We start from the raw sequence: 20,644 nt of genomic DNA, 5'->3' as shown, positions 1-20,644 counted from the left end.
GCAATTGAGCGCGATTCGACATGATCCGACGTGATCCGAACGAAAGACCGTGCGGACGGTGGCCGCTACTGGATCCTGAAACTGTCGACGATCATGTAGTCACCCGTCTTCATCACGCCCTTGAGGGTGTGCTCACCGGGAGCGAGCCCGGCCGCACTGAAGACGGTCTTCTGGTGCACGCGCGTGGCGTTGTGGTTGTCGATCGTGCCCACGGACCGGCCGTCGATGAAGAGCTCGACCTCGCCCTCGTCGGTGTTGACCTGGGTGACGAGATCGATCGCGGTCCCGTTGAAGGCGAGCGCGAAGGAGTCCCCCTTGTTCTGGGTGGCGTGCACGTCGTCGACCCAGCCGCCCGCGCCGCCCCGGTACCTGTTCTTCCAGTCCCAGCCGCTTCCGGTGTAGACGACACCGGAGGTGTTGTTGATCTGCTGAACCCCGGTGGGCTTGCGCAGGGTCACCTCGACGGACGCCTGATTGCGCCAGACCTTCAGCACGGCATCGGCCCCGGGAGCGGTCCGGTTGTACGCGAGCCAGAAGCTGTCGCGGTCGGTGACCGGCCGGCCGTCGATCTCCCTGATGACGTCATTGGCGCGCAGCCCCTGCCGGTACGCCTCCGAGGTGCTCGGCACGGAAGCGAGGTGCAGACCGTTGGTGTCGGTCAGTCCCGTGGCGGACTTGATCGTGTCGGAGTAGATCCGGGTGACGGGCACACCCAGCAGCGGTTCCCCGAGCGCGTCGAGGGTATCGGTGTCGGGAGTCTCCGTGGGCCAGGTGAGCGGCGGCGGAGTGGGTGATCCGGCCTTGCCGAAGCCGCCCGTCGCGATGTTGTGGAAGCCGAGGGCCAGGGCGGGCGAGTCGGACCGGACGGTGTAGTCGAGCTTGGCCGGATCGGCGAACGGGGAAGTGCCGGTGAACTTCGGGTCGGCGATCACCGAGCGGGTGTCCAGCCCGTTCGCCCGCCAGGCGTCTCCGATGCCCTGGACGGCTCTGCCGTTGTTCCAGAACAGGTTGTCGTTGATGACGGGCCTGCTCCTGGCCATGTCGACCTGGATCAGGCTGTAGGGGGTGTCGGTGACGAAGACGTTCTTCTCGACGGTGTCGCCGCTGTCCGCGAACCAGACGTGGAAGTGCGCGCCGCCGTTGACGAAGACGTTGTTGCGTACGGTCCGGTGGAAGCCCTCACGCAGCTTGACCCCGCCGTTGAGCAGCAGGTTGTCCTCGATGAGGTAGTTCGAGCTGCCGTCGTCGAGGTCGATGTCCCAGTGCGAGGAGTGCCTGATCCGGTTGTGCCGGATGACGGTGGTCTCCATCGCGTCCAGCTTCGCGTACGACTTCTTCGTGGCGTCGTCGGCGGACAGCGGCCAGAAGCGGTCCCGGCCCCAGGAGTTGAAGGGGCCGTGGTCGGACGTCTCCTTGACGCAGTTGAAGATGTCGTTGTTCTCGATGAGGTGGCCTCCCCAGGTGCCGTCGTTGATGTCGACGCAGGCGCGGGGACCGTCGTGGATGGTGTTGCCGTCGACGGTGACGCGGCGGCTCATCGATATCTGCACACCGGAGGTCTGCTTCTCGAACTGCCCGTTGTCGTGGAGGTGGTTGTCGCGGATGGTGATGTCGCGCGGGTAGTCCTCGCTCTTCGGTCCGGGCCGGGTGTCGCTGATGGTCCTGCGCATGCTGTCCCAGGTGGACGGCTCACGGACCGCGTCCGGGTTGCCGATGACCGCGATGTCGGAGGCCCCGGAGTGGCTGAACTCGTTGCCCGAGACGATGTCGTGGCTGTTGTACCCGTCGATCAGGAGGGCGTTGCCGCCGAGCTGGTCGAAGTGTGAGTCGCGTACGGAGACGTTCTCGGTGTTCCTCAGATGGACGGCGGCCACCCTCGCCAGGGCCCAGTCGCCGAGCTGGAGCTTCTCGTACGGCTGGTTGAACAGGGTGCGGTGGGTCCGGGTGAAGGTGAATCCGGAGAAGGTCAGGTCGCGGACGGCGTCGCCCGGCCCGTTGCCCTCCACCCGGATCAGCTCGTTCTGCTCGGCCGTCTCGACCCGGGCCCGTGCGGGGTCGACCCCGGCCGGGGGATAGAAGTACAGCTTCCCGGCAGGCTTGTCGTAGAACCACTCGCCCGGCGCGTCGAGCTCCTCGAAGACGTTCTCGACCATGCGGTACGTGGCGTGCAGCCCACTGCCCCGGTTGTTGTCACCGACCCAGGCCAGCTCGGGCGTGCCGTCCGCCTTCACACCGGTGACCTCGAACGAGTTCCCGCCCCACATCCCGTCGTGCAGACCGCGCACGAGTGCCGTCGTCGGGTTCTTCCAACGGGCCACGCGCTCGGGGGAGATGGCGTCCGGCGCGTACCCGCCGAGGATCGCCGTGTCCGGGTCGTGGTCAGGGTAGCGGGCGAGCGTCTGCCGCTGCCCGTCGACGAAGAGCCCGTCGAAGTCGAGGCCGGCTCCGATGTCCGCGACCTTGATCGAACCGGAGAAGGACCTCCAACGCGGCGCGAGCGAACGGCCGCCGCTGATGACGACGCGCTCACCGGGCGCCGCGAGGTACCGGACCGGAGCCCCGGCCGTACCGGAGTCGGCCGTGGTGAACTTCAGGGCGGACCGCAGCCGGTACGTACCACCGTGCACCACGACGTCGACCGGTCTTCGCTGCGCCACCCCCTTGCGCGACGACGTACGGACGGCTTTCCGGGCCCGCTCCAGCGTCCGGAACGGCCGGGCGGCCGAGCCGTCGGCCCGGTCGCTGCCGGTGACCGACACATGGAGGACGACCGGCTTCACGTCCTTGTCGTGGGCGGAGGCGGGGACGACGGGCAGGACGGCCAGCCCGACCCCCGTCGCGGCTGCCACGAGCGCGGTCAGCACCGGGGACGGAGTCGGGCGGCTGGAACTCGAACCTGGGACGGTGCGCACGGGCACTCCTCATCGACGGTCGCGTCGTATCGGCTTCCATGAAAGCCAGGCATCCAATGTCTATGCCCAACTTCTGTGAGTTGTACGGGGATTACCGCGCCGCAAGCTATAAATACGTCGGATGACCGTCAAGGGCTTGAACCAAAAAGAGTCCCCGTCCGTCCCGGCATCGGGACGGACGGGGACTCACCGGACCGGCAGCGACCGCTCAGGACAGCGATCGCTCAAAGGCTGACGCCGACTTCGAGGACGACCGGTGGTGGAGCACGGAAGACCGAGGGCAGAGGCGGGAACGGCTGGCACCCGACGCCTGCTTCGCCTCTGCTCAGCGCCGCCCCAGCCGCTGCGCGACCTCCGTCGCCCAGTACGTCAGGATCATCTGCGCACCGGCCCGCCGGATCCCGGTAAGGCTCTCCATGATCGCCGCGTCCCGGTCGATCCAGCCCTTCTCCGCGGCGGCCTCGATCATCGCGTACTCGCCACTGATCTGGTACGCGGCGACCGGCACGTCCACCGAGTCGGCGACCTTCGCGAGGATGTCGAGGTACGGTCCGGCCGGCTTGACCATCACCATGTCGGCGCCCTCTTCGAGGTCGAGCGCCAGCTCGCGCAGGGACTCACGGGCGTTCGCCGGGTCCTGCTGGTACGTCTTGCGATCGCCCTGGAGCGACGAGCCGACGGCCTCGCGGAACGGCCCGTAGAACGCCGAGGAGTACTTGGCCGTGTAGGCGAGGATCGAGACGTCCTCGTGGCCCGTCTGGTCGAGCGCGTCACGGACGACACCGACCTGGCCGTCCATCATGCCGCTGGGGCCGACCACATGGGCGCCCGCGTCGGCCTGGACCTGGGCCATCTCGGCGTACCGCTCCAGCGTCGCGTCGTTGTCGACGCGGCCGTCCTCGGTCAGGACGCCGCAGTGGCCGTGGTCGGTGTACTCGTCCAGGCACAGGTCCGACATGATGACGAGCTCGTCACCGACCTCCTCGCGCACCGCGCGCAGACCGACCTGGAGGATGCCCTCCGGGTCCGTGCCCGCCGTGCCCCGGGCGTCCTTCTTCTCGTCCAGGGGAACGCCGAAGAGCATGATCCCGGAAACCCCGGCCGACACCGCCTCGACGGCGGCCTTCCGCAGCGTGTCCAGGGTGTGCTGCTGGACACCGGGCATGGCCGAGATGGCGACGGGGGCGCCGATGCCCTCGCGTACGAACGCGGGCAGGATCAGGTTCGCCGGGTCGAGCCGTGTCTCGGCGACCATGCGTCGCATCGCCGGGGTCGTCCGCAGCCGCCGGGGGCGGGAACCGGGGAAGTTTCCGTACACAGTCATGCTTCGAGACTAGACCCGTACACATCACCTTCTTACCGACACCGGTGCCGGGAAAAGCGTCCCACGGACAACGGGCGGCCCGGCCGCCGAAGCAGCCGGACCGCCCGGTCCACACGCGTCACACGGGTCAGGTGGTCGTACGGCGCCGCCGCGCCCCCGGACGCCGCTCGCTCGGCCGCGTCACCGGGTCACCGGCCTCCTTCGCCGCCTCCCGGCGCCGCTCACCGAACTCGGCGAGGGCCTCGGCCAGCTTGTGCACCGACGGCTCCGGGGAGAGGACGTCCACGCGCAGACCGTGCTCCTCGGCGGTCTTCGCCGTCGCCGGGCCGATGCACGCGATGACCGTCACGTTGTGCGGCTTGCCGGCGATGCCGACGAGGTTCCGTACGGTCGACGACGAGGTGAAGAGCACCGCGTCGAAACCGCCGCCCTTGATGGCCTCACGCGTGTCGGCGGGCGGCGGCGAGGCGCGGACCGTGCGGTACGCGGTGACGTCGTCGACCTCCCAGCCCAGCTCGATGAGCCCGGCCACCAGTGTCTCGGTGGCGATGTCGGCACGCGGCAGGAAGACACGGTCGATCGGGTCGAAGACCGGGTCGTACGGCGGCCAGTCCTCCAGCAGACCGGCGGCGGACTGCTCACCGGACGGCACCAGATCCGGCTTCACACCGAAGTCGACGAGCGCGGTGGCGGTCTGCTCACCGACGGCCGCGACCTTGATCCCGGCGAAGGCACGGGCGTCGAGCCCGTACTCCTCGAACTTCTCCCGGACGGCCTTCACGGCGTTGACGCTGGTGAAGGCGATCCACTCGTAACGGCCCGTGACCAGGCCCTTGACCGCGCGTTCCATCTGCTGGGGCGTACGAGGCGGCTCGACGGCGATCGTCGGGACCTCGTGCGGCACGGCACCGTACGAACGAAGCTGGTCGGAGAGCGACGCCGCCTGCTCCTTGGTGCGCGGGACGAGTACCTTCCAGCCGAACAGCGGCTTGGACTCGAACCACGCGAGCTGGTCGCGCTGGGCGGCGGCGCTTCGCTCACCGACCACGGCTATGACGGGCTGGTGCCCGTCCGGCGACGGCAGGATCTTCGCCTGCTTCAGCACCTGCGCGATCGTCCCGAGGGTCGCCGTCCAGGTGCGCTGGCGGGTGGTCGTGCCGGCCACCGTCACGGTCAGCGGGGTGTCGGGCTTGCGGCCGGCCGAGACCAGCTCACCGGCGGCCGAGGCCACCGCGTCGAGCGTCGTCGAGACGACGGCCGTGGCATCGCTGGAGCCGACCTCGGTCCAACAGCGGTCCGAGGCGGTACGGGCGTCGACGAACCGGACGTCGGCACCCTGCGCGTCACGCAGCGGCACACCGGCGTACGCGGGAACGCCCACGACGTTGGCCACACCCGGCACGACCTCGAAGGGGATGCCGGCGGTGGCGCAGGCGAGCATCTCGGCCCCGGCGTTCCCGTCCAGCCCGGGGTCGCCCGAGACGGCACGGACGACCCGCCTGCCGCCCTTCGCTGCCTCCATGACAAGATTGACCGCATCCCTGAGAACGGGAACACCGGCGGCTGTTGACTGCGCGTCAACAATCGCCAGCTCAGGCGTGCTCACCCCTGCCCGCGCATGGCAGCGAACAACGCCGAGAACCTCCGGCTCGGCGACAAGGACGTCCGCGCTCGCGAGCGCCTCGACAGCGCGCAGGGTCAGCAGCCCCGGGTCGCCGGGACCGGCGCCGAGGAAGGTGACGTGCCCTTGGGCGGACAGGGCCGGAAAGTCGGATGCGGCGGGGCCGGTGGGGCTCAAAGTGCTCGCTCCCCCATAAGACCGGCCGCACCCTTGGCGAGCATCTCGGCCGCGAGTTCGCGACCGAGGGCCGCCGCGTCGTCGTGCGACGTGGGGACGGGACCGGTGGTGGACATCTGTACCAGCGAGGAACCGTCGGTGGAACCGACGACACCGCGCAGGCGCAGTTCGTTGACAGCCTGTCCGTCGACCAGGAGGTCGGCCAGCGCACCCACAGGTGCGGAGCAACCGGCCTCCAGGGCGGCGAGCAGGGCACGCTCGGCGGTCACGGCGGCCCGGGTGTACGGGTCGTCGAGCTCGGCGAGCGCGGCGGCGAGGTCGGCGCTGGTAGCAGCGCATTCGATCGCCAGTGCTCCCTGGCCGGGAGCGGGCAGGACGGTGTCGACCGGCAGGAAGTCGGTCACCTCACCGGTCCGGCCGAGGCGGCTGAGACCGGCCGCGGCGAGTACCACCGCGTCCAGCTCCCCGCTTCGGACAAATCCGATACGCGTATCGACGTTCCCCCGGATCGGCACGGTCTCGATGTCGAGGCCGTGGCTGCGGGCGTACGCGTTGAGCTGCGCCATGCGGCGCGGCGAGCCGGTGCCGACACGGGCACCGGACGGCAGCTGCTCGAAGGTCAGCCCGTCCCGGGCCACCAGTACGTCGCGCGGGTCCTCGCGCACCGGTACGGCGGCCAGCACGAGGCCCTCGGGCTGGGCGGTCGGCAGGTCCTTGAGCGAGTGGACGGCGAAGTCCACGTCGCCGCGCAGCAGTGCCTCGCGCAGGGCCGCGACGAACACGCCGGTGCCGCCGATCTGCGCGAGGTGCTCGCGGGAGATGTCGCCGTACGTGGTGACCTCCACGAGCTCGACGGCCCGCCCGGTCACCTCGCTGACCGCGTCGGCGACGAGGCCGGACTGCGCCATGGCGAGCTTGCTGCGCCGGGTGCCCAGCCTCAGCGGCTCGGTGGTCCCCTCGCCCAGGGGTGAGTTGTCGGTCATGACCGCCCTCGATTCGGGTCGTTCAGGTCTGCCCGGGAGACGGCGGCGACCGTCTGCGGGTCGAGGTCGAAGAGTTCCCGCAGCGCATCGGCGTACCCGGCGCCGCCGGGCTCGCTGGCGAGCTGCTTGACCCGCACGGTGGGCGCGTGCAGGAGCTTGTCGACGACGCGGCGCACGGTCTGCGAGATCTCGGCGCGCTGCTTCTCGTCCAGGTCGGGGAGGCGTCCGTCGAGCCTCTCGATCTCGCCCGCGACCACTCCGGCGGCCATCGTGCGCAGAGCGACGACGGTCGGGGTGATGTGGGCGGCACGCTGCGCGGCGCCGAAGGCGGCGACCTCGTCGGCGACGATGGTGCGCACCTGGTCCACATCGGCGGCCATCGGGGCGTCCGCCGACGCCTCGGCGAGCGACTCGATGTCGACGAGACGCACACCGTCGAGACGGGCCGTGGCACCGTCGATGTCGCGCGGCATGGCGAGGTCGAGCAGGGCGAGGCGGACGGGACCGGCACCCTGGGCGGGCACCGTGGCCCGGCGCACGGCCTGGCGCACCGTTCCCGCGGAGCCGTTCTCCACCCAGGCGGCGTGCCGGTCGGGGTCGGCGGGCGGTGCGGGGACGGACGCGGCGGGCGCCTCGGACGCGGGGTCGAGGGCCAGGCCGAGCGCCCCGGCGACGGCCTCGGCGGTCAGCACCAGACCCGTCGCCCCGGTGCACGAGACGACGACGTCGGCACGTGTCAGTTCGCCGGTGACCGCGGCCATCTCCACGGCTCGGGCGGCCACTCCCGTGCCGCCGGGCTGGCGCAGGATCTCGACCAGCCGGTCGGCGCGGGCCCGGGTCCGGTTGGCGACGACGATCTCGGCGACGCCGGCACGGGCCAGGGTGGCGGCGGCCAGCGAGGACATCGAGCCGGCCCCGATCACCAGGGCACGCTTGCCCCGGGCCCAGCCGGTGACGTCCGCACCGGCCGAGAGCTGTTCCAGGCCGAAGGTGACGAGCGACTGCCCGGCCCGGTCGATCCCGGTCTCGCTGTGGGCACGCTTGCCGACCCGCAGGGCCTGCTGGAACAGATCGTTCAGCAGCCGGCCGGCGGTGTGGAGCTCCTGCCCCAGCGCCAGCGCGTCCTTGATCTGGCCGAGGATCTGGCCCTCGCCGACGACCATCGAGTCCAGTCCGCAGGCCACCGAGAAGAGGTGGTGGACGGCCCGGTCCTCGTAGTGCACATAGAGATACGGAGTGAGCTCGTCGAGCCCGACGCCGCTGTGCTGGGCGAGGAGCGTGGACAGCTCGGCGACGCCCGCGTGGAACTTGTCCACGTCGGCGTACAGCTCGATGCGGTTGCAGGTGGCCAGCACGGCGGCCTCGACCGCGGGCTCCGCGGCGAGGGTGTCCTGGAGCAGCTTGGCCTGCGTCTCGGCAGCCAGCGAGGCCCGCTCCAGTACGGAGACGGGAGCGCTGCGGTGGCTCAGCCCTACGACAAGAAGACTCATGCCGGCATCACGGCGGGCATGTCCCCGTCGGGTCCCTTCCGATTGCCGGTGGTCGCGCGCACGGGCGGTGCGGCCGGATCCGGACTGCTCTCGACCGCGTCGTCGACGGCCTTGCGCTGCTCGTGGAAGGCGAGGATCTGGAGCTCGATGGAGAGGTCGACCTTGCGGACGTCCACGCCGTCGGGCACGGAGAGCACCGTCGGCGCGAAGTTCAGGATGGAGGTGACGCCCGCGGCGACGAGCCGGTCGCAGACCTGCTGCGCGGCACCGGCCGGGGTCGAGATGACACCGATCGACACGCCGTTGTCGGTGACGATCCTCTCCAGGTCGTCGGCGTGCTGCACGGGGATCCCGGCGACGGGCGTTCCGGCCATCGCGGGGTCGGCGTCGATCAGTGCGGCGACGCGGAAACCGCGGGAGGCGAAGCCACCGTAGTTGGCGAGCGCGGCGCCGAGGTTACCGATGCCGACGATCACGACCGGCCAGTCCTGGGTGAGCCCGAGTTCGCGGGAGATCTGGTAGACGAGATACTCGACGTCGTACCCGACACCGCGCGTCCCGTAGGACCCCAGGTAGCTGAAGTCCTTGCGCAGCTTGGCAGAGTTGACCCCCGCCGCCGCGGCGAGCTCCTCGGACGAGACCGTGGGGACCGAGCGCTCGGAGAGCGCGGTCAGTGCGCGTAGATACAGCGGAAGCCGGGCGACGGTGGCCTCGGGAATTCCTCGGCTACGGGTCGCCGGTCGGTGAGTTCGGCCAGTTGCCACGGTGCTCCTGCGGGATGAGCGGGGCTGCAGGCGGCCGTGCATCACAAGACCGCCCCGTCGAATGCAGGCTATGTCTTTGTGAACACGTGCACAAAGATAGTGTCCGTTTTGTCCGGTCAAAGTGACCGGGGTCACGCACATTCGTCGTGCGATCCCGGAACCAAGGATCGCATCAACCCGTTGCAGGGCCGAAGGGGGCAAAGCGGTACACACTCCTCACAACCACTCCCCCGAGACCACTCAAAACGCCCACGATGGTAGCCGGGTTCACTCAGGAAAGCAGTGCGCTGCGCAGCCTCGCCGGGTCCACCCGCCAGAACGTGTGCTGTTCGTTATCAATCAGGACGACCGGGATCTGCTCCCAGTACTCCCGGTGCAGCCCCTCGTCCTGAGTGATGTCCTTCTCCTCCCAGGACGCACCGGTCTCCTCGCAGACCTCCCGCACCACCGCCCTCGCGTCGTCGCAGAGGTGACATCCGGGCTTCCCCACCAGGGTCACCACCCGGTCCGCGGGCTTCTTCGTCCTACGTCGCAACAGTGCACTCATGCCTACATTCTGCGCCGAGGCCGACCGGCCTCCCGGGCCGGAAGGGAGCCGATTCCCCCCTTGATCCGGTACGCCCCGAAACGCCCGTTCAACAAAACCGCAGCCAAGAGTTCACGGCACGGCATCCCTGCAGCTCGGGAACGGACGGACCGACTGGCTATGCTCACGACATGGCCGCACTTGGATGGCTCACACCCCGTAGGCGCCCCGCGACAGCACGGAGCGTGCTGGCAGGCGAGGCCGCAGCCGAGGCAGCGCGGAAGACCGCCCTCCCCGCCGAACTCCCCGACGACCGATCCTCCGTCGCCGACCAGGACACCTCGGTCCGCACGGAGGCCGAGGAACCCGCCTTCCCCGTCGTCGGCGACGACCGGGCCGCCGCCTTCTTCGACCTGGACAACACCGTCATGCAGGGCGCGGCGATCTTCCACTTCGGCCGCGGTCTGTACAAGCGGAAGTTCTTCCAGCGCCGCGAGCTGACCCGGTTCGCCTGGCAGCAGGCATGGTTCAGGCTGGCCGGCGTCGAGGATCCGGGCCATATGCAGGACGCCCGCGACAGCGCCCTGTCCATCGTCAAGGGCCATCGCGTCTCCGAGCTGATGTCCATCGGCGAGGAGATCTACGACGAGTACATGGCCGACCGCATCTGGCCCGGCACCCGCGCCCTCGCGCAGGCCCACCTCGACGCCGGACAGCGGGTCTGGCTGGTCACCGCCGCCCCGGTGGAGACCGCCACGATCATCGCTCGCCGCCTCGGCCTGACCGGCGCGCTCGGCACGGTCGCCGAATCCGTCGACGGCGTCTACACCGGCCGCCTGGTCGGCGAGCCGCTGCACGGGCCCGCGAAGGCCGAGGCGGTCCGCGCCCTCGCGGCGGCCGAAGGCCTGGACCTCGACCGCTGCGCGGCCTACAGCGACTCGCACAACGACATCCCGATGCTGTCCCTGGTCGGACACCCCTACGCGATCAACCCGGACGCCAAGCTCCGCAAGCACGCCCGCGCGCTCGACTGGCGGCTGCGGGACTACCGGACCGGCCGCAAGGCGGCCAGGGTCGGCATCCCGGCCGCGGCCGGCGTCGGCGCCATCGCGGGCGGCACCGCGGCCGCCGTCGCCCTGCACCGCCGCCGCCGCTGACGCACACCCGTTCGCCCACCGCCGGGTGGCCGCCGAGCCACGCCCGGACGACGGCCACCGATCGGAACCCCTTGCCCGGCCACCGCTCCCGCCAGCCGGGTTGCCCGCACCCGACCACAATCCGTCGCGCACGCAGGCAGATCGCGAAGTAATCCGATCAATAAACGGTCACGATGTGCTACTTGATGCGTCGATTAGTCGCTACAGAAGCGACGGAATCGATGATTTGAGCAACTGGGTGTAGCACTGCCTGTACGAAGCGTTATTCTCCTCAGACGCATTCCGGAGCCCACCACTCACTACGACGGGTGACGGCTCCGCACTGAACGTGATGGAAGCTCTGCCTCTGGGAGTCCCGTGTACCCACACGTCGGGGTTGACGCCTCGGGCCTGGCTACGCTGCGCGCAACGGTCGCCGACCGCTTGCGCGGCTTCGTCCCCACCGCGTACGCCGTACCCGTATGTGCCACCCCTGCACCTGTCGGCCCTTGCTACGCCATGGCCGAACGCGGTGCGGCGGTCGGAAGACGCAGCAACCGCGGCGCAACTACTACGTCCACCGTTCGCCGGCCCACCGCCGACAGCGACAGCGCGCGCATGATGGAACTCGTCGAGCGCGCGCAGGCCGGCGAGGCCGACGCCTTCGGCCGTCTCTACGACCAGTACAGCGACACCGTCTACCGGTACATCTACTACCGCGTGGGCGGCAAGGCGACGGCGGAGGACCTCACCAGCGAGACCTTCCTCCGCGCCCTGCGCCGCATCTCCACCTTCACCTGGCAGGGCCGCGACTTCGGCGCCTGGCTCGTCACCATCGCCCGCAACCTGGTCGCCGACCACTTCAAGTCCAGCCGCTTCCGGCTGGAGGTGACCACCGGCGAGATGCTCGACGCCAACGAGGTCGAGCGCAGCCCGGAGGACTCCGTCCTGGAGTCCCTCTCCAACGCCGCGCTGCTCCAGGCCGTGCGACGCCTCAACCCCCAGCAGCAGGAGTGCGTGACCCTGCGCTTCCTGCAGGGCCTCTCGGTCGCCGAGACCGCCCGGGTCATGGGAAAGAACGAGGGCGCGATCAAGACCCTGCAGTACCGCGCCGTCCGCACCCTGGCCCGGCTCCTGCCGGACGATGCCCGCTGAACCGCCCCCGGCCGAATCACCCTCGGCGACATGTCCCTCACGCACTGGTCCGATCATCCTTCGTGCGTAACCCAAGTGCCGCGCCCCTCGTTGTGCCGGTTGCAGGCCCCCTGTCGTCACCCCATGTCCGCCGACACTCACTCATTCGTGTGGAAGCGCTCAAGGTGTGCAACCTTCCGGACCACCAGGGGAGTCGACCGTCATGACGAGAGGAGGTGCCGCCAGTGATCGCAAACGTTTCGGCACACCGGCGGGCGAACGCCTTCGCCCAGGCCCTGGAGGAGCAGTCGCTCCGCGGTGCGGCGGCCGTACAGCCCGAGGAACCGGCCGAACCGGCCGACCACGGACCGCTGTTGGCCCTGGCGAACGGCCTCGGTGAGCTACCGCGGCCGGAAATGGATCCCGAAGTCAAAGTGGTGCAGCGAGCCCAGCTCGTCGCCGCCATGGAGGCCATGTTCGCCGAGGGCGGCGCGGCCACGGACCCTACGGTGCCCGAACAACGGACCAAGGGAGCCCATCGGGCCTCCCCGCTCCGGAAATTGCGTCCGCGCTCGCGCTGGACGAAGGGGCTCGCGGCCGGCGGGCTCACCGTCGGTGTGGCGGCAGGAGCCTTCGGCGGAGTGGCCGCTGCCAGTTCCGACGCCCTGCCGGGTGATTCGCTGTACGGGCTCAAGCGCGGCATGGAGGACATCCATCTCGGCATGGCCAACGGCGACGCCGACCGCGGCGAGGTCTATCTCGACCAGGCCTCGACCCGTCTCAGCGAAGCCCGGCGTCTGATGGAGCGCGCCCGCTCCGGCGACCTGGACCACGAACAGCTCGGCGAAGTCAGGCGCACGCTCAACGGCATGACGCACGACGCCACCGAGGGCCACCGTCTGCTCCACGCCGCCTACCAGCGGGACGGCGCCATCGGCCCGATCCGGACCCTGGAATCCTTCTCCCGCTCGCACCGGGACAGCTGGAGCAGTCTGCGCAACCGGCTGCCCGTACAGCTGACCGATGTCGGCGACCAGGTCAGTTCGGTCTTCGACGCCATAGACGAAGAGGTCGAACCACTGCAGTCGCTGCTGCCCCCCACCCCGGGCAGGGGAAGCGGTTCCCACCGTTCGGGCGCCACGGAGCGGAACGCGGGATCGCCGGACACGCACGACTCCACGCCCGCTTCCCCGCAAGCCTCGCAGGACCACACGGGCGACAGCGCCTCGCCCCGACCGTCCAGCTCCGGCAGCGCCCCGTCCGACGGCCTGATCGGCGGCGCCGACGGCCTCTTCGGCCCCCCGCCCCAGGGCACCACACCCTCCGCCGACACCCGGGTCAGCCCCCCGCCCGCCCCGGACGTCACCCTGCCCCCGCTCCTCCCCGGCCTGCTCCCGGGCCTGGGCATCAACAGCGAGGATCTGCGCGACTAGGACCTGGGACCGTCCCCTCGGGCCGGGCCGGATCAGGCCGGCCAAACCCTCGCGCACCTTCCATCGGCGGACGGGCTCCCCGGAGCCCGTCCGCCGATCAGCGACAGAACACCCACCGGGCAGCCCTTGGTCAGAAGAAAACCGACCTCCGCTGCACCAACAACTTGTACAGCGTGTGCTGAATCTGTTCCCGCACCTGATCCGTCAGATTGAACATCAGCATCGGATCCTCCGCCGCCTCCACCGGATAACCGCTCGTGGAGATCGGCTCCCCGAACTGGATCGTCCACTTCGTCGGCAGCGGCACCGCCCCGAGCGGTCCCAGCCAGGGAAACGTCGGCGTGATCGGGAAGTAGGGAAACCCCAGCAACCGCGCCAGCGTCTTCGAGTTGCCGATCATCGGGTAGATCTCCTCCGCCCCCACGATCGAGCACGGAACGATCGGCACCCCGGCCCGCAGCGCCGTGGACACGAAGCCGCCCCGCCCGAAGCGCTGCAACTTGTACCGCTCGCCGAACGGCTTGCCGATGCCCTTGAAACCCTCCGGCATCACCCCGACGACCTCACCCCGCCGCAACAGCCGCTCCGCGTCCTCCGCGCAGGCCAGCGTGTGCCCGGCCTTGCGGGCCAGCTCGTTGACCACCGGCAGCATGAAGACGAGATCGGCGGCGAGCAACCGCAGATGACGGCCCGCCGGATGGTTGTCGTGCACGGCGACCTGGAGCATCAGCCCGTCGAGCGGCAGCGTCCCCGAATGGTTGGACACGATGAGCGCCCCGCCCTCGGACGGGATGTTCTCGATGCCCTTCACCTCGACCCGGAAGTACTTCTCGTACAGCGGCCGCAGCGTCGACATCAGGACCTGATCGGTCAGCTCCTTGTCGTACCCGAACTCATCGACCTCGTACTCACCGGTGACCCGCCGCCGCAGGAACGCGAGCCCGCCGGCGATCCGCCGGTCCCAGTGACCACGCCCCGCCTCCTCCGAGTGCGGCGCCGTCCGCTGGGGCTCCTCGGGCGGCAACGAGGCGTCCTGCTGCCCGGGAAGGGCGCTGACAGCCGCGGTCCCGACCACGGAGGCCGCCACGGGCCCCTGGCCCCGGCTGCCGCTCCCCGTGGTCCGGCGTCGCGCGGAGCGCGGTGAGCCGCCCGATCGCGAACGGTCGTCGTCGAACGGAATGACCTTGGCATCCGCCATCGTCGGTGGCTCCTCTACCTGGCGCTGGAGGTCGGGTGTGTGCCACCCGCCCCGGTGAACCCCGGAACATCGCAGGCCGCCCCGGCGAACGGCATGGCGGCCAGCCGGTCCACCGCCCTGCCCACCGCCTCCGGCGGCAGCAGTCCGGGCCCCTGACTGCGCGCGAACTCCGCGAACGTCCCCGCGGTGCTGAACCGCGGATGGAAACCCAGGGTCTCGCGCATCTGGACGGTGGAGACCACCCGGCCGTGGGTGAGCAGCCGGATCTGCTCCGGCGAGAAGTCCGTCATGCCGACCCTGCGCAGCGCCTGGCCGACCCAGGTGACAGCGGGCAGCAGCAACGGCATCGTCGGCCGCCCCAGCCGCCGCGAGCACTGCGAGAGCAGCAGCACGCCGTCCCCGGCGATATTGAAGGTGCCGCTGTTCAGCGTCCCGCGCCTCGGCTCGCGCGAGGCGATTCCCAGTACCTCGACGACATCGTCCTCGTGCACGAACTGGAGCCTCGGGTCGTATCCGAACACCGTCGGCAGCACGGGCAGCGACAGATAGTCCGCCAGCGGCGAATCCGCCTCCGGCCCCAGGATGTTCGCGAACCTGAGCACGCACACGGCCACATCCGGCCGGCGGCGCGCGAAGCCCCGTACGTACCCCTCGACCTCCACGACGTCCTTGGCGAACCCCCCGCTCGGCAGGGACTTGGGCGGGGTGGTCTCGGTGAAGACCGCCGGGTCGCGGGGCGCGGAACCGTAGACGTTCGTACTGGACTTGACCACCAGCCGCCGCACGCTCGGCGCCTTCTGGCAGGCCCCGAGCAACTGCATGGTGCCGATGACGTTGGTCTCCTTGACCGTCGTCCGACCTCCCGTACCGACCGACTTGGCGGAGACGTCCAGGTGGACGACCGTGTCGACGGAGTGCTCGGCGAGGACTCTGGCGATCGCGGGCTGGCGGATGTCCGCACGGACGAAGTCGGCGTCGCCCAAGGGGTGTCCGGGCGTGACCGCGTCGACGGCGACCACCCGGTCCACCTCCGGATCACGCTGGACGCGCCGCACGAAGCGGCCGCCCAGCTGCCGGGCGGCTCCGGTGACCAGCACGACCTTCCCCAAGATCAGCGCCTCCCGTCGAAAGGTTTCCCCTGGCCGTCACCGTAGCGGGTGGATGTTGCCCTGTGATGACCGCACGGCGGCCTTCCGCCGAGTCTTTGGCCCGAATGCGGGTACCGCACAGCGCGCCGCCGCCGCGGCACAACGCACCGCAGCCCTCCCGCCGTATCGGCGGGAGGGCTGCGGATGCACGAACCGCGTTCGCTTACTTCTTGTTGCGACGCTGAACGCGCGTGCGCTTGAGCAGCTTGCGGTGCTTCTTCTTGGCCATCCGCTTACGCCGCTTCTTGATAACAGAGCCCACGACTACCCTCGCTCACTTCTTCTTCACTGGTGCGGGGCGTCTGGGCCCACACGACCTACGTCGGCCTAGCCTACCCGCCACCGCGTGAGGGGCGTAATCCGAGGTGAACCTCAGGCGGACTCCACCCCCACAAAGGACTCGCGGAGATACTCGTGAACCGCTTGCTCCGGAACCCGGAAGGACCTGCCCACCCGGATCGCCGGCAGATGACCGCTGTGCACCAAGCGGTACACGGTCATCTTCGACACCCTCATGACCGAGGCGACTTCCGCCACGGTCAGAAACTTGACCTCGTTGAGAGGCCTCTCGCTGCCAGCAGCCATGACCCACCTGTACCTTCCGCACGAGACGCCCACCGGCTTCCCCTCCGGTGACTCTTCGTCGTTGTGCGCTCACTCCCCAGATTAGGGGCGGGTGATGCGAGTGGGGAAGAGGAGAGGCGATCGGCCGCCTACTGTGACAGACACGCCCGATTGAGTACATAGCGCGTGAGCGGCCGGTAGTAGGCGGACCGCACGGCGTCGTCGAGCGGAACAGCGACCGCCACCCGCCCCTCGGCCTCCCCGACGAACAGCGCGGGATCGTCCGTATCCGCCAGCCCGATCGCCTCGATGCCCAGCTGACCAGCCCCGCAGACCCATCCGTGGTCCCCCACGACCAGTTCCGGCAGCCTCCCACCCCCCTCAGCCACCGCCTCCAGCGCCACCCGGACCGGCAACGGTGAATGGGTGTGTGCGCCGGTGTCACCACCGGCACCCCGCACGCCGGGTTCGCGCACCATCGCGACTCCTCGTACGTAGCCGAGGCGGTACATGCGTACGCCGAACCGGGTCGTTATGTCGATACATCGCCCCTGCGCGGGAGTGAGTACGGGACACCCGGCCGCCGACAAGGCGTCTGCCAACTCTGCGTAGAAACCGAGCAGCCGATGCGGATGACCGGTCCCGAACAGCACCGGCGCCCGACGCATCGCGGCATGCGACAACCGCTCGGCGAAAGCCTCCAGACCTGCCAGGGTGCGCTCCGGATCGATCACGTCAGGGCCGGAAACATGAGCAGGATCGCCGGAAACCCCGCACTTGTCGGCCATGAGGCGAAGAAGGTCCTGCTCCTCCCAGCCCCGTTCGGGGGAGAGACCGAGTGTCACCCTCGGGTCGCGGGCCGCGAAGAGCCGATAGCTCCGCAGGCTCGCCTCCCTCGATGTGGCCACGGGCCCGGCCAGCCGGGCCGCCAGCAGATGCGCACGCAGCGCTCCGGTGCTCAACACCCCACCGATGCTCCCCCCGATCACCCGGACGGGGGCCAGAAGCCCGGTCACGCCCCACAGTTGGCGTAACCGTTCCTCACCAGCACACGAAACGGCCGCTCCACGACCGTCCCCGCCCGTTTCAGGTCAGCAGCCCCCGCAACGGGAAGGCCGCGCGCCTGGTCGCCAACACCGCCTGGTCCAGCCGGTCCGCGGGGTCGTACCCCAGCTCCCACGACTTCCAGGCGGGAGTACGCCCGTCCGTCATCCGGGCCGGCCCCAGCTGCCGGGTCCGGGCAAAGACCTCGTCACGCCACGAGGACGGAATCACCGACTCGGGGTCCACCGGCGCGTGCGCGGCGATCCCCACCAGATGCGTCCAGGACCGCGGCACCACATCGACCACCGCATAGCCGCCCCCGCCCAGCGCCACCCAGCGCCCGCCCTCCGCGTACTCATGGGCGAGATCGTGACAGGCCGCCATCACCGCGCGCTGCGCGTCGAGCGACACCGCGAAATGGGCGAGGGGGTCCTCGAAATGCGTATCGGCCCCGTGCTGACTCACCAGCACCTGCGGCCGGAAGTCCGCCAGCAGCTCCGGCACCACCGCGTGGAATGCCCGCAGCCACCCCGCGTCCCCCGTACCGGCCGGCAGCGCCACATTCACCGCACTGCCCTGGCCCGCCCCGGAGCCGGTCTCCTCCGGCCAGCCGGTCTGCGGGAAGAGCGTCCGCGGGTGCTCGTGCAGCGACACGGTCAGAACCCGCGGGTCCTCCCAGAACGCCGCCTGCACCCCGTCACCATGGTGCACATCCACATCGATGTACGCGACCCGCTCGGCACCCAGCTCCAGCATCCGCGCGATGGCGAGCGCCGGATCGTTGTAGATGCAGAACCCCGCCGCACCACCGGGCATGGCGTGATGCAGCCCGCCCGCGAAGTTCACGGCATGCGCGGTGTCCCCACGCCACACCGCCTCCGCCGCGGCCACCGACTGCCCGGCGATCAGCGCCGACACCTCGTGCATCCCTGCGAACGCGGGATCGTCCACCGTCCCGAGCCCGTACTTCTGATCGGCGTGCCGGGGATCCGCAGAGGCGGCCCGCACGGCGGCCACGTAGTCCTCACGGTGCACCAACCGCAACGTGGAGTCCCCGGCGGGCCTGGCCGCCACCACGTCCACCGCACCGTCGAGCCCGAACGCCCGCACCAGCCCCATGGTCAGAGCAAGTCTGACGGGGTTCATCGGATGACTTTCCCCGAAGTCGTAACCCGTTACTGCGTCATCCCACATCAACTGTGCGCGGCCGCTCATGCCCGCCACCGTATCGGGCAGGCTCCGCGCCGAACGACCTGGCGTACACGAGCGTCGCAAGCACCAGAACCATCGGCACGAGCATCGCGCCCCGGTAGCTCCAGGCGTCCCCGAGCGCCCCGACCAACGGCGATCCCACCAGGAATCCGACGTAGTTGAAGACGTTCAGCCGCGCGATGGCCGTATCACTCGCCCCGGGGAACATCCGCCCGGCGGCGGCGAACGTCTGCGGCACGATCACACACAGCCCGAGACCCAGCAGGGTGAACCCGAGCATCCCGACCCACGCCCCACCGGCCACCGCCACAACGGCGAACCCGACAGCGGCCACCACACTCCCGGACCGCACCACGGCCACGGCCCCGAACCGCCGCACCCCGAGATCTCCCACAGCCCGCCCCAGCAGCGTGGTCACCATGTAGACGTTGTACGGAACCGTCGACAGCTGCTCCGAGCTCCCCAGCACGTCCTGCAGATACTTGGCACTCCAGTTGGAGACCGTCGAGTCCCCTATGTAGGCGAAGCTCATCACGAGGCAGAGCGGCATCAGCAACTTGAAGGAGACCGACGCGGCCCCCTTCCCTGCCGTCTCCCCCGTGCCCGCCTCCGCCGACACGCCCTCGGCGTACCACCGGCTCCCGATGAACGCGACGGGCAGCAGCACGACCACCGCCGGCAGATAGGAGACCAACAGCGAAAGGTCCCAGTGCGCCCCGGCCCACGCCATGGACGCCCCGGCGATCCCGCCCAGACTGTACGTGGCATGGAACCCGAGCATGATGGAACGCCCGTACGCCCGCTGGAGGCTGACCCCCATCATGTTCATGGAGGCGTCGAGCGACCCGACGGCAAGCCCGAACACCCCGAGCGCCAGCGCCGCCTCCCACAACGTGCTCCCGGCCCCGACACCGAGCAGCGCGAGCAGCACAACGGGCTGCGCCCACCTCAGTACGACGGCCGGCCGAACCCGCGCGACCACCTTCTCGGTGACCACGCTGCCCACACCGGCCAGGATCGGCACCGCGGCCAGGAACACCGGCAACAGCCCGTCGGATATCCCGTACCGGTCCTGGATGGCGGGGATCCGTGTCACGAGCAGAGCGAAGGTGACTCCCTGTACGAAGAAGCTCAACGCGAGGGAGGCCCTGCCGTGGCGCAAACGAGCATCTGTCATGGCCGCGAGCGTAAGGCCAGTCTCTACCCATGGGTAGATGGATCAGGCGAGCAATTCCCGCAGTTGACTCATGTCGGAGAAGTGCCCGGTCACCCCGGCGAGCCGGTCCGCCGGCATCATCGACGTAAACCCGTACACATCCATCCCCGCGGCCCGGGCCGCCTCCACGCCGAGCGGGCTGTCCTCGATGACGACGCACCGCTCGGGGGGAACACCCATCCGTTCGGCGGCATACAGAAAGAGATCGGGCGCCGGCTTCCCGTGCCCGACATCCTCCGCGCTGAAGATCCACTCGTCCTCGAACCACTGGTCGAGTCCGGTCTTGCGATGTCCGACCCTGATCCGCTCGTGGTTGCCGGAGGACGCGACACAGTAGGCGACGCCGTCGGCGACAAGCTTTCCCAGCACGTCATCGACGCCCTCCACCGGCTCCAGCTCCTGCTGGAACGCCGCGTAGATCCGCGAGTGAAGCGTCTCGTCGAAGTCCGCGGGCAGCTTCTCCCCGGTCCTTTCCTCGACGAGGTCGTGCACCCGGTGCACGGCAGCCCCCATGTAGTCGCGAAGGCATTCCTGGTACGAGGTCGGGTGCCCGAGCTCCGTGAGGTACTCGGACAGGATGGTGTTGGAGATCGGCTCGCTGTCCACGAGCACACCGTCGTTGTCGAAGATGACCAGTTCGTAGCGCATGGTTCGAGCCTAGACGCTGTGAACGCAGAAAAGCCCCGTGCCACAAGGGCACGGGGCTTCTCCGTAAAAGGAGTTCGGCGGCGTCCTACTCTCCCACAGGGTCCCCCCTGCAGT

Annotated in this window: 18 protein-coding genes; 3 read left to right on the top strand and 15 right to left on the bottom strand. The window is 69.7% G+C overall.

Features of this window, described 5'->3' with window-relative positions:
- Positions 1–65: 65 nt before the first annotated feature.
- The 7 genes from ACIRP2_RS22585 to ACIRP2_RS22555 all read right to left on the bottom strand — a co-directional run bounded on the left by ACIRP2_RS22585 (position 66) and on the right by ACIRP2_RS22555 (position 9,818).
- Positions 66–2,912 carry a right-handed parallel beta-helix repeat-containing protein gene (locus ACIRP2_RS22585; RefSeq protein ID WP_404252967.1) on the bottom strand — a complete coding sequence of 949 codons (2,847 nt, stop codon included), beginning with the start codon at positions 2,910–2,912 and terminating at the stop codon, positions 66–68.
- Positions 2,913–3,237: 325 nt separating this feature from the next.
- Positions 3,238–4,236, bottom strand: coding sequence for a porphobilinogen synthase (gene hemB / locus ACIRP2_RS22580; protein WP_404252965.1), 999 nt, complete (start codon positions 4,234–4,236; stop codon positions 3,238–3,240).
- Positions 4,237–4,363: 127 nt separating this feature from the next.
- The gene (locus ACIRP2_RS22575; RefSeq protein ID WP_404252963.1) at positions 4,364–6,034 is read right to left on the bottom strand and encodes a uroporphyrinogen-III synthase; all 1,671 of its coding nucleotides are present in this window, start codon (positions 6,032–6,034) and stop codon (positions 4,364–4,366) included.
- Positions 6,031–7,017: a hydroxymethylbilane synthase gene (gene hemC / locus ACIRP2_RS22570; RefSeq protein WP_404252961.1), complete on the bottom strand. Its 987-nt coding sequence runs from the start codon at positions 7,015–7,017 to the stop codon at positions 6,031–6,033. Before hemC ends, ACIRP2_RS22575 begins: the two co-directional genes overlap by 4 nt.
- Positions 7,014–8,507, bottom strand: a complete 1,494-nt coding sequence (locus tag ACIRP2_RS22565; RefSeq protein WP_404252959.1) for a glutamyl-tRNA reductase — start codon at positions 8,505–8,507, stop codon at positions 7,014–7,016. The genes hemC and ACIRP2_RS22565 overlap by 4 nt, the downstream gene beginning before the upstream one ends.
- Positions 8,504–9,271: a redox-sensing transcriptional repressor Rex gene (locus ACIRP2_RS22560; RefSeq protein ID WP_404252957.1), complete on the bottom strand. Its 768-nt coding sequence runs from the start codon at positions 9,269–9,271 to the stop codon at positions 8,504–8,506. Before ACIRP2_RS22560 ends, ACIRP2_RS22565 begins: the two co-directional genes overlap by 4 nt.
- 271 nt (positions 9,272–9,542) lie before the next feature.
- A complete protein-coding gene (locus ACIRP2_RS22555; protein WP_361457875.1) occupies positions 9,543–9,818 on the bottom strand; it encodes a glutaredoxin family protein in 276 nt (91 codons plus the stop codon).
- A gap of 170 nt (positions 9,819–9,988) precedes the next feature.
- Here ACIRP2_RS22555 and ACIRP2_RS22550 point away from each other — a divergent pair, with 170 nt between their 5' ends.
- From ACIRP2_RS22550 to ACIRP2_RS22540, 3 genes are all read left to right on the top strand, one after another.
- Positions 9,989–10,954 (top strand): HAD family hydrolase, encoded by a 966-nt coding sequence (locus ACIRP2_RS22550; RefSeq protein ID WP_404252954.1) that lies wholly within the window; start codon positions 9,989–9,991, stop codon positions 10,952–10,954.
- Positions 10,955–11,311: 357 nt separating this feature from the next.
- Positions 11,312–12,088, top strand: coding sequence for an ECF subfamily RNA polymerase sigma factor, BldN family (locus tag ACIRP2_RS22545; RefSeq protein ID WP_404252952.1), 777 nt, complete (start codon positions 11,312–11,314; stop codon positions 12,086–12,088).
- Between the two features lie 224 nt (positions 12,089–12,312).
- The gene (locus tag ACIRP2_RS22540) at positions 12,313–13,500 is read left to right on the top strand and encodes a DUF5667 domain-containing protein (protein WP_404252950.1); all 1,188 of its coding nucleotides are present in this window, start codon (positions 12,313–12,315) and stop codon (positions 13,498–13,500) included.
- 130 nt (positions 13,501–13,630) lie between these two features.
- On the opposite strand, the gene ACIRP2_RS22535 is transcribed toward ACIRP2_RS22540, so the two are convergent.
- The 8 genes from ACIRP2_RS22535 to ACIRP2_RS22500 form a co-directional block, all read right to left on the bottom strand.
- Positions 13,631–14,698: a lysophospholipid acyltransferase family protein gene (locus ACIRP2_RS22535; RefSeq protein WP_404252948.1), complete on the bottom strand. Its 1,068-nt coding sequence runs from the start codon at positions 14,696–14,698 to the stop codon at positions 13,631–13,633.
- A gap of 14 nt (positions 14,699–14,712) precedes the next feature.
- Positions 14,713–15,807 carry an NAD-dependent epimerase/dehydratase family protein gene (locus tag ACIRP2_RS22530; RefSeq protein WP_404252947.1) on the bottom strand — a complete coding sequence of 365 codons (1,095 nt, stop codon included), beginning with the start codon at positions 15,805–15,807 and terminating at the stop codon, positions 14,713–14,715.
- A gap of 202 nt (positions 15,808–16,009) precedes the next feature.
- Positions 16,010–16,108, bottom strand: a complete 99-nt coding sequence (locus ACIRP2_RS22525; protein ID WP_003948845.1) for a 30S ribosomal protein bS22 — start codon at positions 16,106–16,108, stop codon at positions 16,010–16,012.
- A 110-nt stretch (positions 16,109–16,218) separates the two neighbouring features.
- Positions 16,219–16,431, bottom strand: a complete 213-nt coding sequence (locus ACIRP2_RS22520) for a helix-turn-helix domain-containing protein (protein WP_014046653.1) — start codon at positions 16,429–16,431, stop codon at positions 16,219–16,221.
- Between the two features lie 128 nt (positions 16,432–16,559).
- The gene (locus ACIRP2_RS22515; RefSeq protein WP_404252945.1) at positions 16,560–17,375 is read right to left on the bottom strand and encodes a phosphatase; all 816 of its coding nucleotides are present in this window, start codon (positions 17,373–17,375) and stop codon (positions 16,560–16,562) included.
- A 121-nt stretch (positions 17,376–17,496) separates the two neighbouring features.
- Positions 17,497–18,669: an acetoin utilization protein AcuC gene (locus ACIRP2_RS22510; protein ID WP_404252943.1), complete on the bottom strand. Its 1,173-nt coding sequence runs from the start codon at positions 18,667–18,669 to the stop codon at positions 17,497–17,499.
- The gene (locus tag ACIRP2_RS22505; RefSeq protein ID WP_404252941.1) at positions 18,638–19,843 is read right to left on the bottom strand and encodes an MFS transporter; all 1,206 of its coding nucleotides are present in this window, start codon (positions 19,841–19,843) and stop codon (positions 18,638–18,640) included. The genes ACIRP2_RS22510 and ACIRP2_RS22505 overlap by 32 nt, the downstream gene beginning before the upstream one ends.
- Before the next feature lie 42 nt (positions 19,844–19,885).
- Positions 19,886–20,530: an HAD family hydrolase gene (locus ACIRP2_RS22500; protein WP_404252939.1), complete on the bottom strand. Its 645-nt coding sequence runs from the start codon at positions 20,528–20,530 to the stop codon at positions 19,886–19,888.
- Positions 20,531–20,644: the final 114 nt, after the last annotated feature.

This window comes from Streptomyces sp. NPDC101194 (assembly GCF_044767885.1).
In the GTDB taxonomy this organism is placed as follows: Bacteria; Actinomycetota; Actinomycetes; order Streptomycetales; family Streptomycetaceae; genus Streptomyces.
The sequence above is the reverse complement of the archived record's forward strand: the minus strand, read 5'-3'. Positions and strand labels throughout refer to the sequence as shown.

Excerpts from the sequence above, each read along its gene's own strand:
- hemB (WP_404252965.1), bottom strand. The coding sequence starts at position 4,236 with ATGACTGTGTACGGAAACTTCCCCGGTTCCCGCCCCCGGCGGCTGCGG.
- hemC (WP_404252961.1), bottom strand. The coding sequence starts at position 7,017 with ATGACCGACAACTCACCCCTGGGCGAGGGGACCACCGAGCCGCTGAGG.
- ACIRP2_RS22565 (WP_404252959.1), bottom strand. The coding sequence starts at position 8,507 with ATGAGTCTTCTTGTCGTAGGGCTGAGCCACCGCAGCGCTCCCGTCTCC.
- ACIRP2_RS22555 (WP_361457875.1), bottom strand. The coding sequence starts at position 9,818 with ATGAGTGCACTGTTGCGACGTAGGACGAAGAAGCCCGCGGACCGGGTG.
- ACIRP2_RS22550 (WP_404252954.1), top strand. The coding sequence starts at position 9,989 with ATGGCCGCACTTGGATGGCTCACACCCCGTAGGCGCCCCGCGACAGCA.
- ACIRP2_RS22535 (WP_404252948.1), bottom strand. The coding sequence starts at position 14,698 with ATGGCGGATGCCAAGGTCATTCCGTTCGACGACGACCGTTCGCGATCG.
- ACIRP2_RS22520 (WP_014046653.1), bottom strand. The coding sequence starts at position 16,431 with ATGGCTGCTGGCAGCGAGAGGCCTCTCAACGAGGTCAAGTTTCTGACC.
- ACIRP2_RS22510 (WP_404252943.1), bottom strand. The coding sequence starts at position 18,669 with ATGAGCGGCCGCGCACAGTTGATGTGGGATGACGCAGTAACGGGTTAC.
- ACIRP2_RS22505 (WP_404252941.1), bottom strand. The coding sequence starts at position 19,843 with ATGACAGATGCTCGTTTGCGCCACGGCAGGGCCTCCCTCGCGTTGAGC.
- ACIRP2_RS22500 (WP_404252939.1), bottom strand. The coding sequence starts at position 20,530 with ATGCGCTACGAACTGGTCATCTTCGACAACGACGGTGTGCTCGTGGAC.